The organism is Micromonospora sp. CA-240977 (assembly GCF_050942285.1).
Taxonomy (GTDB): Bacteria; Actinomycetota; Actinomycetes; order Mycobacteriales; family Micromonosporaceae; genus Micromonospora.
In genome coordinates, this window is record NZ_CP192055.1 from 2,981,469 (window position 1) to 2,996,497 (window position 15,029).

The window sequence follows — 15,029 nt, forward strand, 5'->3', positions numbered from 1 at the left end:
GAGTGAAGTTATACGCCTCGCCTCAAGTGGGCGAGAGGTGGCCCGCTCTAGTGCGGGCCATGGAGCGCATCCGCTGGGAGTGGTCCGAAGGCGACGTCAACGAGAACCAACACCACAGGTGGCTAGATCCGGACAACCCCGCTGCGGTGGAGTTGGACCAGGCCATCAAGGATATGCAATCGGTGCTGAAAGCGTGCCGTCCGGATTCATGGTCTCGTGCCGCACCAGCGGCACGAACGCCGACCAGCCCGCACCGTCCACGGCCACCACCATGCGTACACGTCCATCGCCGTCATCGAGGGCGTAGCAGGTCACGCTGTACCGCTTGCCGTCCTCGTCGACAACCTGGCGTAGCTCCTTGTCTTCGAGCATCACCCGCCAGTCGCCGTAGTTGAGGCGACGCCATTCAGCCAGGCGCTCCTCGGCCAGCCGCGCTGCGGTCTCCCTGTCCAGTCCCACGCCTACAGCCTCTCACCGGAGGAAGGCACGGAACTCCGCCACGTGCCCGCTCCACGCCCGATGCAGAGGCCAACACCGGTCACGCGCTGCCGCCTGGGCGCGCCGGCCTATGCCGCTATCGCTCTGTGCCGTCACGCCCGACGCCCGGCAGCTGGCGCGGACAGCGGGAATCCCGGGGGCCGCTGCGTCGATCGCTTGGGCGAGCGCCGTCAGAGTGGGTCGAGGCGGCGCCTGAGCAGGCAGAACTCGTTGCCTTCTGGATCGGCGAGGACGTGCCAGGACGCATCCGCGGGCTGACCGATGTCGACGAGTTTGGCCCCGGCGGCCAGGAGGCGCTCGAGCTCGGCGTCCTGATCGCGGTCGGTGGGGTTGACGTCGATGTGCAGCCGGGCATGCCCGTTCTTCGGCTCGTCGTCGCGGATGAGGAAGATCGTCGGCTGCGGGCCGCCGAACCCTTCGCGCGGGCCTATCTCGACGTAGACCTCCGCCTCGCGATCGAGCTCTACGAAGTCCAGGATCTCGCACCAGAACCGCGCCAGCGCCTCGGGGTCGCGGCACTTGAGCACGAGCTCACCGATACGGCATGCCATGGACGGAACCTACTCTCAGCATGGAAACTGCCGGGGCGGCCGCACGCGGATCTCCTGGGCAGCCCGCAGCGAGAACAGGTTCTTGATCATACCGGGCGAGGCGAGCGGGGCTGGCCGCAACCTGGTCGTCGTTGAGACGGACACAATTACTGCGTAGTCCCGGTTACTGAGTCCAAAAGTAGGGAGCGGGCGAGATCCATAGATTCTGCCCGCTCCCTACCGTGGCGCATGTCGGTACTTCTTGGGGTTCCTGTGTGGCTACCGCACCCTCAACTTCTGGTAGTCGGCGGCGTAGGGCCGGTAGGTCGGGTTACCGGAGTAGGCAACGTGGACGCGGTAGGTTCCGGGCCGCAGACTGGCAGTCGGCAGTTGAACGATGGCCTTGCCGTTCACCAAGGGCACGACCTGCACGGTGCCGCCGAAGGTGACGGTGACCTCGCCGGTCGGGGTCGGAGCGTGATGCTTCGGCCCGCCCGCCGGCCCGACAGTCACGTTCAATGTGAACGTGTCCCCGCGAACAACCGACGCCGGCACGGCTTTCGCCTGGACCTTGACGGCCGCCGGGCCGGAGGGAACCTCGAACGACGCCGTACTCTCCGACGCCTTCAGGTAGTCGAAGCCGAGGTACTCGGCCTTGACCGTCCGGGCACCCGCGGGCAGACCGGTCGGCAGCGTGACAGTGGCTGCTCCGTCGCTGAGGTGGGCGAGCGTCGACCACGAGCCGATGCTGAACCGCACCTGACCGCCGGTCTCGAACCCGTCAGCTGCCGTGACCGTCGCGGTGGCCGTTGTCGTCTGGGCCTTGCTCGCGTACGGCTCGACGGCCACCTTGGTGGTGGTCGTGACGTCGCTGTTCGGGATCCCGCGGATGTCGTTCCACTCGCGGACGGTCAGCGGGATCACGGTGCCGTGACGCGGACGGACGACACCCGCGTTGGTCATCGTGATCGCCTTGGCGTTCCAGGTCGGGGCCTCGATGTTCTCGTGGCACGCGGCCTGGTATCCGCCACCGTTCGTGTACCGGTCGCCCCAGAGGTAGAACTGGCCGGGGCAGGAGGTGTCACCGGGGTTGGCCTTGAAGATGACCGGTCCCTCGTACCCCTGGTTGGCGACCCATGTCGTACGCCCCAGAGCCGGCGCGACGGACGTCCAGTTGTCGAGGTTGCTGTCCAGGAAGTCGGTGTGCTTCTCCGAGAAGATGTCCGAGCCCTGGTTGCCGGCCTCGTTCTTGGTCACCCGGTAGTAGTGGTCGCCGACCCGGATCGCGGTCGTGTCGATCCGGGACAGCGGGGCCGGGTTCTGCCAGACCTGGGGGGCGGAGAACGTCTGGAAGTCCCGGGTCGTGGCGTACCACATCTGCGCGTTGCCCTGGCCGGTGCGGTTGACGGGGTCGCTCCACAGCGATTGCGCCCAGAAGACCACGTAGGCGCCGATTTCCTCGACCCAGAGCGACTCTGGTGCGAAGGCGTTGCCCGCGTTGTCGGGAGCGACCTTCACGTGCCGCTGAGGGGTCCAGTGCACAAGGTCGTGCGACTCGAACACCTCGATGTACTGGGTGTCGTTGATGGCGTATCCGCCCTGGTCGTACCAGTTGAGGTCGGTGGCGATCATGTAGAACGTGTCGCCGTCGGGTGAGCGCACGATGTGCGGGTCACGAAGACCCTGGTCGCCCAGCTGGGAGATGAGCGACGGCCGACCTCCGGTCAGACCGGTCCAGTCCAGGGCGGTGTTTCCGTTGGACGTGGCGAACATGATCTGCTCGCCGTCGGCGATGCCCTCGCCCTTGAAGTACCCCATGAAGTACCGCTCGTACTCCTCGGAACGCGGCATGGCGCTGATGGTCACCGGGAACGACTTCGTCCGCGAGGCCGTACCCTTGGTGATGGTCGCCGTGAGGGTGGCGGCAACATCCTCGTGGCCGAAGGCCGGGCGGGTCACCTCGCCCGTCGGGGTGACGAGGTTGGTGGTCGACCGCCAGGTGATCGTGGAGCCGAACTGGCCCTTGGCGGCGAGGTCGAGGTTTCCGCGTACGTCGTCGGTAGCGTCCAGGGCCAGGTCGAAGGTGTCACGGTCGACCGCCTGCGCATCGTCGAACTCGGCCTTCACGACGACGGGGATCTCCCGTGTGGTGACCTCTTGGGCGCCCTTGCGGACAGTCGCCGTGAGCGTGGCTGTCGCGTCGGGCTGCCCCTGCGCGGGCCGCTTGATCCTGCCGGTCACCGCAACCTTGCGCGCGCTGGCGACGGCTGGCGGGGTGTAGACCTCGACGACCGACGGGTCCGAACTCCTCCAGGTGATGGCCGAGCCCGCCACGGAGCCCGTCTTGGGCAGAACCATGTCGTGTACGACCGCACTGGTCAGGCCGAGGTCGATGGCCGCGGCGTCGGCGCGAACGCCGTCGGAGACGGTTTTCTCGGCCAGGACGAGTGTCTCGTCGAGACTCACCGCCCGGTCGTACACGCGGAAGTCCCGGATCGTTCCGCGGAACGAGTAGTGGCCCGATGTCTGCGAGCGACCGAGGAAGTTGCAGTTGGTCCCCGCAGCGTTCACCGACGGCGGCGTGGTCAGGTTCGTCGACGTCGCGTGCAGTACGCCGTCGAGGTAGAGGCTGCCGGTCCAGCTCGTTCCGTTCGAGTTCAGTGACTGGGTGTAGGTGACATGAGTCCACGCTCCCTCGAGCATGCGGACCCGGTTCTGTTGGAGGTTCGCCGGACCCACCGCGACGCGGAACCGTTGGGTGTTCGACGCGAAGATGGAGCCCTCAGCGCCGGTGTCGACGTCGCACGAGCCGGACTTGCGGCCGAAGCCCCACATCTGGTGCTCGCCGACGTTCGCCGGGTCGACCCACACGTCGTAGTCGACGGTGAGGCTGGACATGCCGGCGGTGATGTCGTTCGGCAGTGCCACGTACGCGCCGCCGATGGCGTTTTCGTAGGAGTCGGGGTTGAACCTGACCCCTTCGCCGGTCAGGGTCGCCTTCTCGGGATTCACGAGCGTGGCGTTCGCCGCCGCGCCCGCGCTACCCGAGTTGACCAACGTCGTCCCGCTGGTCTCGTCGAGGGCGAAGTGGTGCACCAGACCATCGTTGAGCTGATCCTCGGCAGCGTGCGCGGGCGTCGCCGCGAATGAGACCGAAAGAAGCGCACCCAGTGCCAGGACCGCGACACCCCTACCCTGCCGAGTCAGCCCGAGACGAGGCCTTCGCTGTCGCAGTCTCAATTGATCCTCCTTGGCGGGGCGGGTTCCTTCTACAGTGGACGGGCTTGTTAACGCTAACTACGGGGTGCTGCCGGGTCAACGCAGCGCGTTGCAACCGGAGGCCCGCGTTGCAACCGGAGGCCACGGAGCTGGAGTGGCCCGATGGCCGGGCCGGTCATCCGCGAGGTCGTACGGCATCACCTCGGTCGGCCGGTCGACGATCTTCTCCGCCGTGCGGCGCGGGCCGACAAACGTCTCCCGCCGATCTTGGGTGATGATCGACGAGCGGGTCCACCAGGTTGTGCGTGCGACGGCGTCCGCCCAGGTGAAGGCCGCTTGGTCCGGAGCTGCGAGTGATGGAAGATAAGTGAATGCGTGTGCTGAACCGCAACAACGTGGTGCTGACCGGTCGTGAGGGCGGTCCTACCGTTGTGCTCGCCCACGGGTTCGGTTGTGACCAGCACATGTGGCGCCACGTGGCCACCGAAATCGGACAATGGGCCCAGTTGGTGTTGTTTGATCACGTCGGATCAGGCAGGGCTGATCCGGCGGCCTGGGACGCTGACCGGTACGCCTCCCTGGACGGCTACGCCGATGACGTGCTGAGCATCTGCCAGGACCTCGACCTCCAGCAGCCGATCTTCGTGGGGCATTCGGTCAGTTCGAGCATCGGGGTCCTCGCCGCGAACCGCGAACCGGACCGGTTCTCCGCGCTTGTCCTTGTCACCCCCTCACCGTGCTACATCGATGACGACAACTACCGCGGCGGTTTCACTCGCGACGACATCGACGACCTGCTCGACTCACTCGAGAGCAACTACCTCGGCTGGTCGTCGAGCATGGCACCCCTGATCATGGGCAACCCGGAGCGTCCGGAGCTGGGTGAAGAACTGACGGCGAGCTTCTGCCGGACGGATCCCGCGATGGCGCAGGTGTTCGCCCGCGCGACGTTCCTGTCCGACAACCGTGCGGACTTCGCCGCGGTGAGCGTTCCCACGTTGATCCTGCAATGTGCTCAGGACGCCATCGCGCCGCCCGAAGTCGGCGCGTTCGTGCATGCGCAGATCGCCGGAAGTCGGCTCGTCACGCTGGACGCGACCGGGCACTGCCCGCAGTTGAGCGCTCCGGAGGCCACGGCCGCTGCGATCACGTCGTTCGTCAGGGCCGCCTACCGATGACCGCCGCTGCGGGGTATGACCCTTACGGCCGAGGTCCAGGCGATGACGGGAGTGCCCCGCCCAGTACGGCCGGGTTCCCTGCCTTGCTCGACGACGACCTCGAAGACCTGTACGAGAATGCGCCCTGCGGGTATCTGTCCACCCTCCTGGACGGCACCATTGCCAAGATCAACGGCACCCTGCTCGCCTGGCTCGGCTATCGACGCGAGGAACTCGTCGGTCGGCGCCGCTTCAGTGATCTCCTCACCGGTGGCGGCCGGATCTACCACGAGACCCACTTCGCGCCGATGCTGGCCATGCAGGGCGAGATCGGCGGTGTCTCCCTCGAACTTCGCGCCAGGGACGGCTCCCGGATGCCGGTCCTCGTCACGTCGATCGTCAAGGCCGGCAGCGAGGGGCAGCCGCAACTCATCCGGACGGCGATCTTCGACGCCGAGATGCGCCGCTCCTATGAACGAGAGCTCCTCAATGCCCGCAAGGCCGCAGAACGTGAGGACGAACGGCTACGGCAGCTCGTCAGCAAGTTACAACGCAGCCTTCTCCCCGCCGTGCTGCAAACCCCGCCCGGACTGGGCAGCGCCGCGTACTACCGGGCGGCCTCCACGGACCAGGTGGGCGGCGATTTCTACGACCTGTTTCCCCTCGTCGACGGCCGCTGGGGGTTCTTCCTCGGCGACGTCAGCGGCAAGGGCGTCGAAGCGGCCGCCGTCACCGCCCTGGCCCGCTACACGTTGCGCGCGGCAACCGTCTACAACCCCGATCCCGCTGCCGCGCTGCACAACCTCAACACCGTGCTCTGGCAGGAATACCGTGCGGACGCGCGCTACTGCACCGTCGTGTTCGGCATCCTCACACCCACATCGGCCGTCGGCGGTTTCACCGCGATCATCGCCAGCGGTGGGCACCCGGAACCACTGCTGCTGCGGGCCGATGGCTCGATCCACTACCACCCCACGAAGGGCCGCATCGTGGGGGCCTTCCCGAACTCCCGATACACCAACACCACGGTCGTGGTGAACCCTGGCGACACGATGCTCCTCTACAGCGACGGACTCACCGAGGCTCGCCCCGTCGGCAGTGCGACAGCCGATGGCCGTTACGGGGCGGCAGCCCTCGCCCGATTCGCCAAGTCTCTCGCGCCCGCCACGGCGGCCGCCGTCGTCACGGCCGTCACCGATCTCCTCGATACCTTCGGTGCCGGGCTCACCGACGACACCGCTGTCCTGGCCATCGGCGCCCCACCCCGCGAACACTGACCGGTCGAGCTCCAACAAGCCTGCTGGCCGACGCCCGCGCCGTTGGGCCCGGACCTCGCGGTCGTGACAACCCGATTCGGGTACGCCATTGCGCACGTATCGGTATCGGCCGGCTAGAGGTCAGCGGCGGTTCGGGTGTCGCTGATCGGGTGGTATTTCATGAGGACGACCCCGGAGGCGAAGGTTTCGGCGGACACCAACTCCAGACGTGCCGGCGGTTGACCGCCGCTGAACAGCGCCTTGCCCTGGCGCAGGAACAGCGGGTGCACCAGGAGGTGGATCTCGTCGATGAGCCCGAGGTCGGCAAGTGACCGGATCACCGTGAGACTGCCGTAGATCACGATGTCCCCGCCGGGCCGACGCTTGAGTTCGGTGATCTCGTCGGGGTCGATGTGGGTGAGTCTCCGGGTGTTCTTCCAGGTTGCGGTGTCGCCCGAGGCGGAGACGACAATCTTTTCCAGGGCGTCCAGCCGCTGGGCGTACCCCCTGACGTCGTCCGGTTGGTCCGGGTCATCAGCGGCCAGCGGCCAGTAGCCGGCGAAGTCGGCGTGCGTGATTCGGCCCAACATCAGGCTGCCGGCGTCCGCTACCAGGGCCCGCTCGTAGCGCTGAAGTTGGTCGTCGACAAGCAGCCAGTCCATCTCGTCGTCGGGGCCGGCGACGAATCCGTCGAGGGTGGTCCACATCGACACGACAATCTTGCGCATCTCGTCCTCCGTCATGGTGCGGTCATCCGCGGCACCGTCGCGATCCGGACTCGTCTCCGGTGACCGGATTCGGGACGGTGCTGGCTAGTGATCGCCTCTGAGCGCGGCTCGGACCGGTTCCGGAGTCCGGCTCGGGAACCGCTCCTGGAAATCGACGACTCCGACCCACGTGGGGCGTAGGCCGATCCGGACCATTCGCAGGCCCGGCTTGTCGATCGCCTCCAGGTAGGCCTCGCCCATCTCGTCGCCCATCCCCGCGCGCTGGATGGCGGCGTACTCGGGCAGGACGCCCTCGACCTCGGTCAGGGTGACCTTCCCGCGCAGCATGAGCACCTCGGGAAGCCCGTCCGCGGTGTCGATGCAGATCGCCACGTCCGGCCGGGCGCGCAGGTCACGGATCTTGTAGGTGCCGGCGAACGCGCCGACGACCAGTTCCTCGCCGGTCCAGAGGAAGTTCACCGGGATCAGCCGTGGCGTCCCGTCTCTGCTGGTGTAGGCGAGGCGTGCCACGGGCGCGCCGAGCAGGCGCTGCGCCAAGGGCGTGTCCAGCAGCTTCACATCACCTTGCGGCAGGTTCGCCGCGGCGGGGGTGGGCAGGCTCATGAGAGACAAGCTAGACGGCTAGCTCCTACAAAACAAGTGGCACTCCTAAAGAAGGATCCAGGTAGGCTCGAGGTCATGAGCGGCATGCGTAGCTATGGCGATCCGTGTGGTGTCGCGCGTGGACTGGATGTCATCGGCGAGCGGTGGGCGCTGCTTGTGGTACGCGACCTCCTGCTCGGTCCTCGGCGTTTCAACGACCTGCTCGGCGGCCTACCCGGTGTGAGCCCGAACGTGCTGAGCCAGCGGCTGCGCCAGTTGACCGACCACGGGGTCGTGCGTCGGCGGGACCTGGGGCCGCCGACGCGGGTCCACCTCTACGAACTGACCGAGTGGGGCCGCGCCCTGGAGCCCATCCTCCTGCAGTTCGGACGCTGGGGAAGCCAGTCCCCACAGCTACCCGACGGCGCTCTCGGCATCGACTCCCTGCTACTCAGCATCAAGGCGGCCTTCGACCCGGCGCGGGCCGCCGACCTGCGCGGCGTCTACAAGTTCCACATCGACGCCGACACGTATCTCGCTGAGGTTGCCGACGACTCGGTGCAGATCCGTCGCGACACGACGCCCGAGCCGGATGCGGCACTCACCACCGACATCGACACCCTGCGAGCCGTCTGCGGACACCAGATCACCATGGCAGCAGCACAAGACTCGGGCAGGTTGCGGCTGAGCGGTGACCAACACGCCACGCGGCGCCTCACCACACTTTTGCTGACCCCGTTCACACCCGCACCTCAGCTCACGGCGGATGCGGATGAGGACCTCAATCGACAGTGACACCCTGCGCGTCGAAGCGCACCGGCCCAACCTCCGCTCACCGCGACGACGGTGGGGACGGCGTATCGTCAGGGATTGCGGGTGTCGAGGTGTGCCGAGGTGGCGGTGGGACGTGACGACGCAACTGCGGATATACACCGTCCGGTCGGGACGGCTCGACGAGTGGGTGGCGGGTTGGCGGACGCTCGTCGTGCCCCTGCGCCGGCGCTTCGGCTTCGAGATCTCGGGGTCCTGGGTCGACGTCGAGCGTCAGCAGCACATCTGGCTCGTGTCGCACCCCGGTCCGCAGTCGTTCGAGGAGGCCAACGCCGATTACTGGCGCTCGCCGGAGCGCATCGCGATGGGCCTGGACCCCCACGATTACCTGCTGAGCGAGGAGATCCGCGCGGTCGAACCGGTGCTGTGACGGCGGGCGGCCGGTCAGCTCTCGGGATAGCCGATCAACCGTCTGGCCTCGCCCAGGAGCGGGGATCGCGTCAGCGGACGCCCGTCGATTTCGGTGGCGGCCAGAATCCCGCTCAACGACCCGGTCAGCCACACGCCGTCCGCGTGCACCAACTCGGCGGGGGTCACCAGTGCCTCGTCGGTGTCCAGGCCGAGCGCGGCCGCCTGTCCGAAGAGCGCACCCGACGTGGTGCCGGCGATGATGCCCGACCAGCCCGGCACTGTGAACATGGTCGAGGACCGGATCCACACCAGGTTGAAACTGGGGCACTCCAGCGCGTAGCCATCGGCACTGAGCCAGAGCATCTCCTGGCCGCCCCGGCTGGCGGCCCACCGCTGGCTGGCGCTGTGCACGGCGTACGACAGGGACTTCACGCCGCCCAACAGCCACGGGGCTTGCGCGCGTGCGTGGACCGGGAACCCGACGGTGCCCGTGACGAGACGAAGGCCGTGCTGCCGATTGACCGACGTCCAGGGCGGTACGGGCTCCACAGTGGTGAAGATGGTGGGCCGGCCGGTGCCGGCTCGCCCCCGGGTGCACACCAGGCGTTGGACCGCCTCGACATCGCGCGGCCAGGCCGCCGCGACGTCGAGGACGAACGCGCGCAGCGCGTCGAGTTCCGGTAGCGCCAACTCCAGGCTGCGCGCCGATCGGGACAACCGGTTCAGGTGGGCGGGCAGCAGCACCGGCTCGCCCCCGGCAACGAGCCACGCCTCGAACGCCCCGTCGCCACGCAGCAGCCCCAGGTCGTCGGCATGGACGATCGGTGTGGCCGGCTCGACCAGGCCCGTGCCGAAGACAGCCACAAGCCGGTCCATTACCGAACACTCCTTCGCCACACCGCCAGGAGTGTGCGTACCGCCCTGGCCTGCCCTCGATCGGAGCGCCGCCGCCGAACGCGCCGCTCGGCCGCATTGTCGTTGGCCTATGCTATGACAGGACGCAGCCGCTCCGCGCTCAGCACATTGATGACTGATGGAAGCACCCACTGGGAACATGGAAGCGACTTCCTCCGCCCTGGATCCCGTTGCCGTCTGGACCGATGGTCGGCTGGGTCTGCCAGGCACCAAGACGGCATCCGGCCTGATCCTGACCGGCACCCGGTGGACGGTCGCCTGCGTGGTGGACGCACGCCACGTCGGCGCCGATGCCGGCGTGATCCTCGGGGTCGGGTCGCTCGGCGTGCCAGTGGTACCGGATCTCGCCGCCGCCCAGCGAGCCGGCGCCCGCAGCGTGGTGATCGGCGTCAACTCGATGGACGCGCACACCGTCGTCCCCGCCCGGCTGAAGGCTGTGGCCGCCGACGTGATCCGGCACGGGCTCAACGTCATCTGCAGCACACACGCCCGGCTGAACGACGATTCCGAGCTGGTCGGCCTGGCCACCGCGGCCGGTGTCGAGCTGATCGACGTGCGGGGCGACGGCCCCCGGGAGACGCTGTCAACCGACCTGTCGGTTGACGCGACGGTGCTGCTGACGACCGGCACCGACTGCGCCGTCGGAAAGATGACGACCGCCCTCGCGGTACACCGCGAGGCACTCTCCCGGGGCATGCGTAGTGCCTTTCTGGCGACCGGGCAGATCGCGGCCATGTGTGGCGCGGACGCGGTGGTGCAGGTCGACCGCATCTTCGCGGACTTCATCACCGGGGCCGTGCAACGTGCCGTCCACCGCCTGGCCGCCGCCGGGCACGAACTCGTCGTCGTCGAGGGGCAGGCGGCAACGTTGCACCGCGTCTACGGTGGCAACTCGGTCAACCTCCTCTACGGAGCCGCGCCGGACGCGATCATCATGTGCCACGACACCGACCGTCAGGTCCGGGCGATGTTCCCCGGCCTGCCGGTCCCGCCGGTGACCGACGAACTCCAGACGATCGCGGACCTCGGTCGCCGAGTCGGCATCGCGGCCACGCTCGCCGGGTTCTCGATCTTCGGGGGCAAGCCGTTCCACGAGGGGGAGCGCTACCCCGTGCCGGTGGTCGACACCCGGGCCGCCGGTGCCGCCGCCATCCTGCTGGACTCCGTTCTGCGGCTCACCCGGCACACCGAGCGCGACCGACGGTGAGAGCTCACTGCTGCCCGGGAGAATCGTCCGGCAGCGAGAGCATGTGCGACTGGCGCTCTCCGGCGGACAGATCCCGGAACACCCGGTGCCGGGCTCGGCTCCGAAGGTCGTCAATGTCGGGCTGGGCCGACCAGAGTCGGGCCGACTTGTCCAGCGAGGCGGTGAGCAGCGTCCGCCCGTCGGCCGACCAGGCGACCGACGTCACCCGATCCACGTGTACGCCGACCACCCGCGGCTCCGCGTCGTCCAGCGCGCTCCAGACCCGTACGGTGCGGTCGTAGGAGCCGGTGGCGATCTGGTCACCGGACGGCGACCAGGCGACCGCGCGTACCCGCCCCTCGTGGCCTTCGAGGGTCCGGATGTGCCGACCGGTGCGAGGATCCCAGATCCGGCAGGTCCAGTCGGCCGAGCAGGTGACGACGAACTGTTCGTCAGGTGAGAAGGCCACACCGTCCACCCAGTTCTGGTGGCCGCGCAGGACGGCGAGTTCCTCGCCGGTGGAGCTGTCCCAGACCCGGGCGGTACGGTCGTCCGAGGTCGTGGCGATCATGCGCGCGCTCGGCGACCAGGAGACGCGGACCACCCAGTCGGTGTGGCCGCGTAGTTGCAGCAGCCGACGGCCGGTCGTGGCGTTCCAGATCGAGGCCGTGCCGTCCCGGCAGGCCGTGGCGATCCGCGTGTTGTCCGGAGCCCACATCAGGCCCTCACAGATCGTCTCCTCGTCCAGCTGGAGGTATGGCTGGACGCTGTCCGGGCGCCACAGTTGCACCGAGCCGTCGTTCGAGCACGAGCCGAGGCGCTGCCCGTCAGGTGCCCAGGCCACCCCCCAGACTGTGCCGGCGTGCCCGGTGAAGGTGCTGACGGCTCCGGTCGCCACGTTCCAGACCCGGGCCGACCCGTCGTCCGAGGCAGTCGCGATCCGGGAGCCGTCCACTGTCCACGCCGCCGCGCGAAGCCCGCCGGTGTGCCCGGTGAACGCCTGTCGTTCGGCACCGCGGGGCAGTATCGACCAGACCCGGGCGGTGTGGTCGCTGGAGGCCGAGGCGAGCGCCGTGCCGTCGGGTGACCAGGCCACGCCCCACACAGCGTCCTCGTGACCACGCAGCGTGGCGATCTCCCGGGCGTCGCTGACGTCCCAGATCCGTACGGTGCGGTCGCTGGAGGCGGAGGCCAGCGACCGTCCGTCGGGTGACCAGGAAACGTCCCAGACGAAATCGGTGTGCCCCCGGATCAGCAGCAGTTGACGGCCGTCGGTGACGTCCCAGATCCGGATCGTCTGGTCGCCCGAGGCGGTGGCGAGCCGTCGCCCGTCCGGGCACCACGACAGGCCCTCGATGAAGTCGGTGTGCCCCCGCAGCACGGTCTGCCGCTCACCGGTGGCGAAGTCCCACACGATGGCGGTGCGGTCGTGCGACGTGGAGGCGAACAGCGTGCCGTTCGGTGACCAGGCGAGACCGTAGACATCGCCAGTGTGCCCGCGCAGGGTCGTCGTGTGGACGCCGGTGTCCGTCCGCCACACGTGGATGTGGTGGTCCTGTGCGCCGGCGGCGACGTGCTCGCCGTCCGGAGACCAGGCCATGCCACGGATCAGGTCGTCGGCGCCGTAGAGGGTCGGTGGCGGCTCGTCGGCGTCCACCCGCCACAACTTGACGGTACGGTCCCGGGAACCGCTGGCGACGCGGCGCGAGTCGGGCGCCCAGGCGATGGCCTCCACCATGGCGTCGTGACCGGTGAACGCGGCGATCGTCCGGCCGGAGTCGGGGTCCCACACGCGGATGGAGTTGTCCCGGGAGCCGGTGGCGATCATGCGGCCGTCCGGGGACCAGGCGATCGACCGTACGGTGTCGGTGTGCCCGGACAGCACCCGTCGCAGGTGGCTGAAGGCGAGCGCGGACATGAGGGCGCGTTCGATAAGCGGCGTGACGGGCGCCTCGGCGATCGCCGCGATGGAGAGCAGGATCGACAGCTCCGGGAACCGTTCGGCATTGGCGAGGACGTACCGGCCGATGTTCTCCGACACGCGACGCAGGAAGGCCAGGTCCCGGCGCTTGGACTGCTCGATCAGGGCCCGGACCACGTTGCTCGCCTGGCCGAGCGTCTCCAGGCCGGCGAGCCACTGCTCGGCCAGCACCAGCCGCTGCCCGGTCAGGAGGTAGTCGCCGCTACGCCCGGAGTGCTGCCATTCGGCGGCCCACCGCTCCAACTCGGAGCGCCGACGCAGGTGCTCGGCCCGCGTCTCGACCTCCTGCCGCAGCGGCGCCCAGAGCCGGAACAGCGACTCGTGCGCCACCTCCACGACCGGCTCGCCGTCCTGCACCTTGCTGACCAGCAGCCGCGCGTCCACGAACGCGGCGACGGTACGGCGCTGCTCGGGGCTCAGCTCCCCCAGAGCAACAGGTCGTTTGGTCGCCTCGCTGGAGTCGAGCGAGACGAACCGCAGCAGGGTCGTCAGGATCGGGGCGATGCCGCCCTCCCCGCGTAGCTCGGTGACGACCTGGTCGGCCTGCCGGGTGAGTGCGCCACCGACGCCGCCGGTGGCGAGGTAGGCGTCCAGGCTCACCGCGGCCCCGGGCCGGACCTCGAAGAAGAGCTCCTGCAACAGGTACGCCAACAGCGGCAGCGCGTCGGTCGTGCCGACGTCGGCGATGATCCGGTTGACGACCAACGGCTCGAACGTCATGCCGGCGATCCGGGCCGGCTCCTCGATGATCGCGGTGAGGTACTCCGTCTTGATGGCACCGATCGCGACGGGATTCTGGAACAGCGCCGCCATGTCGCTGTCGAGGAACTGCGCGAGGTATTCGATGCGCATGCTGGCGATCACCGACAACCGGGAGTCGGCGTCCAACAGGCGCTCGACGATTTCGAGGAACAGGTGCCGATCGTTCTCGCCGGAGAGCGTGAACAGCTCCTCCAACTGGTCGATCACCAAGAGCACGTGGCCGAACCGGCGTCGCATTCCTCGGCGGATCTCGGCGACGTACGTCGCCGCGCTGGCCGGATTTTCGCGTATCGCCCGAACGATGACCGGCATCGCGACCGGCTCCGGGAGCGCATCATTGATGGCCTTGGCCAGATTCGTCACCGGCGCGCTGCCCGGGTTGATGGTGGGTAGGTTGATCCACCGCCGGGTCTTGAGCGTCGGAACGACACCTGCCTGCACGAGCGAGGACTTCCCGCCGCCGGACGCGCCAACCACCACCAGCAGCCGCTCCCGAGGGTCCGCCGAGGCGGCGAGCATCCGCCGGACGATGTCCGAGATCTGCTGGTCCCGACCGAAGAAGACGGCCGAGTCCTCCTCCCGGAAGGGCTCCAACCCGGGGTACGGCGGCCGGCGCGGGTCCCAGTCCGAGCGTTTCGTCCTGGGATTCGCCACGACGTGGAGGACGACCTGCCCGACGACGAGGAGGATCACGATCGCGACGAACGCCGGAATCGCCACGGACTGCAGGACCCGCAGATAGGTGGGCGGTTCACTCAGGTTCGTCAGATAGTTGCCGATCAGACCGAGCAGGCTGGTGGCCAGAATCAGCGCGACGTTGAGATACAGCGCGAGTGCACGTTGTCTCTTCACGCCGACTCCGAGTCCAACAGAACGTGCCCCGAGGCGAACCCCGTGCCGCCGTCGTCAGTGCCCCGGGGAGCCGAGAATGCGTACGCCTCGCCCATGGTATCGCTTCGATGTGTCGACGGCGCAAGGCGACACGAGTCGCCAAGCCGTCCCGAGCACCCCGGCCGACACGGCGCCCCGTGGG

The 15,029-nt window shown here is 68.4% G+C and carries 12 protein-coding genes; 5 read left to right on the plus strand and 7 right to left on the minus strand.

The window, feature by feature from the left end; all coding sequences use genetic code 11:
• Positions 1–165 precede the first annotated feature (165 nt).
• From ACQPWW_RS13760 to ACQPWW_RS13770, 3 genes are all read right to left on the minus strand, one after another.
• Entirely contained in the window at positions 166–459 is a 294-nt protein-coding gene (locus tag ACQPWW_RS13760; RefSeq protein WP_433132656.1) for a hypothetical protein, read from the minus strand.
• A 209-nt stretch (positions 460–668) separates the two neighbouring features.
• Entirely contained in the window at positions 669–1,049 is a 381-nt protein-coding gene (locus ACQPWW_RS13765; RefSeq protein ID WP_433132658.1) for a VOC family protein, read from the minus strand.
• Positions 1,050–1,307: 258 nt separating this feature from the next.
• Entirely contained in the window at positions 1,308–4,124 is a 2,817-nt protein-coding gene (locus tag ACQPWW_RS13770) for an immunoglobulin-like domain-containing protein (protein ID WP_433132660.1), read from the minus strand.
• A 494-nt stretch (positions 4,125–4,618) separates the two neighbouring features.
• Here ACQPWW_RS13770 and ACQPWW_RS13775 point away from each other — a divergent pair, with 494 nt between their 5' ends.
• On the plus strand, positions 4,619–5,425 hold the full coding sequence (locus ACQPWW_RS13775; RefSeq protein ID WP_433132662.1) for an alpha/beta fold hydrolase: 807 nt from the start codon (positions 4,619–4,621) through the stop codon (positions 5,423–5,425).
• A gap of 83 nt (positions 5,426–5,508) precedes the next feature.
• Complete coding sequence (locus ACQPWW_RS13780) at positions 5,509–6,681, plus strand: PP2C family protein-serine/threonine phosphatase (RefSeq protein WP_433132664.1); 1,173 nt, start codon at positions 5,509–5,511, stop codon at positions 6,679–6,681.
• Positions 6,682–6,794: 113 nt separating this feature from the next.
• Here ACQPWW_RS13780 and ACQPWW_RS13785 read toward each other — a convergent pair whose 3' ends face one another.
• Together ACQPWW_RS13785 and ACQPWW_RS13790 are read right to left on the minus strand one after the other, a co-directional pair.
• Entirely contained in the window at positions 6,795–7,388 is a 594-nt protein-coding gene (locus ACQPWW_RS13785) for a dihydrofolate reductase family protein (protein ID WP_433132666.1), read from the minus strand.
• 84 nt (positions 7,389–7,472) lie between these two features.
• Positions 7,473–7,991: a pyridoxamine 5'-phosphate oxidase family protein gene (locus ACQPWW_RS13790; RefSeq protein WP_433132668.1), complete on the minus strand. Its 519-nt coding sequence runs from the start codon at positions 7,989–7,991 to the stop codon at positions 7,473–7,475.
• A gap of 75 nt (positions 7,992–8,066) precedes the next feature.
• Here ACQPWW_RS13790 and ACQPWW_RS13795 point away from each other — a divergent pair, with 75 nt between their 5' ends.
• Both ACQPWW_RS13795 and ACQPWW_RS13800 read left to right on the plus strand, forming a co-directional pair.
• Positions 8,067–8,765, plus strand: coding sequence for a winged helix-turn-helix transcriptional regulator (locus tag ACQPWW_RS13795; protein ID WP_433132670.1), 699 nt, complete (start codon positions 8,067–8,069; stop codon positions 8,763–8,765).
• Between the two features lie 112 nt (positions 8,766–8,877).
• Positions 8,878–9,171: an NIPSNAP family containing protein gene (locus tag ACQPWW_RS13800; RefSeq protein WP_433132672.1), complete on the plus strand. Its 294-nt coding sequence runs from the start codon at positions 8,878–8,880 to the stop codon at positions 9,169–9,171.
• A 14-nt stretch (positions 9,172–9,185) separates the two neighbouring features.
• Here the strand turns inward: ACQPWW_RS13800 and ACQPWW_RS13805 are convergent, their stop codons facing one another.
• Positions 9,186–10,028: an aminotransferase class IV gene (locus ACQPWW_RS13805; protein ID WP_433132674.1), complete on the minus strand. Its 843-nt coding sequence runs from the start codon at positions 10,026–10,028 to the stop codon at positions 9,186–9,188.
• A 178-nt stretch (positions 10,029–10,206) separates the two neighbouring features.
• Between ACQPWW_RS13805 and ACQPWW_RS13810 the strand changes: the two genes are divergently transcribed.
• Positions 10,207–11,274, plus strand: a complete 1,068-nt coding sequence (locus ACQPWW_RS13810; RefSeq protein ID WP_433132676.1) for a DUF1611 domain-containing protein — start codon at positions 10,207–10,209, stop codon at positions 11,272–11,274.
• Between the two features lie 4 nt (positions 11,275–11,278).
• Here ACQPWW_RS13810 and ACQPWW_RS13815 read toward each other — a convergent pair whose 3' ends face one another.
• The gene (locus tag ACQPWW_RS13815) at positions 11,279–14,848 is read right to left on the minus strand and encodes a hypothetical protein (protein ID WP_433132678.1); all 3,570 of its coding nucleotides are present in this window, start codon (positions 14,846–14,848) and stop codon (positions 11,279–11,281) included.
• Positions 14,849–15,029: the final 181 nt, after the last annotated feature.

Excerpts from the sequence above, each read along its gene's own strand:
- ACQPWW_RS13810 (WP_433132676.1), top strand. The coding sequence starts at position 10,207 with ATGGAAGCGACTTCCTCCGCCCTGGATCCCGTTGCCGTCTGGACCGAT.
- ACQPWW_RS13765 (WP_433132658.1), bottom strand. The coding sequence starts at position 1,049 with ATGGCATGCCGTATCGGTGAGCTCGTGCTCAAGTGCCGCGACCCCGAG.
- ACQPWW_RS13805 (WP_433132674.1), bottom strand. The coding sequence starts at position 10,028 with ATGGACCGGCTTGTGGCTGTCTTCGGCACGGGCCTGGTCGAGCCGGCC.
- ACQPWW_RS13790 (WP_433132668.1), bottom strand. The coding sequence starts at position 7,991 with ATGAGCCTGCCCACCCCCGCCGCGGCGAACCTGCCGCAAGGTGATGTG.
- ACQPWW_RS13775 (WP_433132662.1), top strand. The coding sequence starts at position 4,619 with ATGCGTGTGCTGAACCGCAACAACGTGGTGCTGACCGGTCGTGAGGGC.
- ACQPWW_RS13795 (WP_433132670.1), top strand. The coding sequence starts at position 8,067 with ATGAGCGGCATGCGTAGCTATGGCGATCCGTGTGGTGTCGCGCGTGGA.
- ACQPWW_RS13785 (WP_433132666.1), bottom strand. The coding sequence starts at position 7,388 with ATGCGCAAGATTGTCGTGTCGATGTGGACCACCCTCGACGGATTCGTC.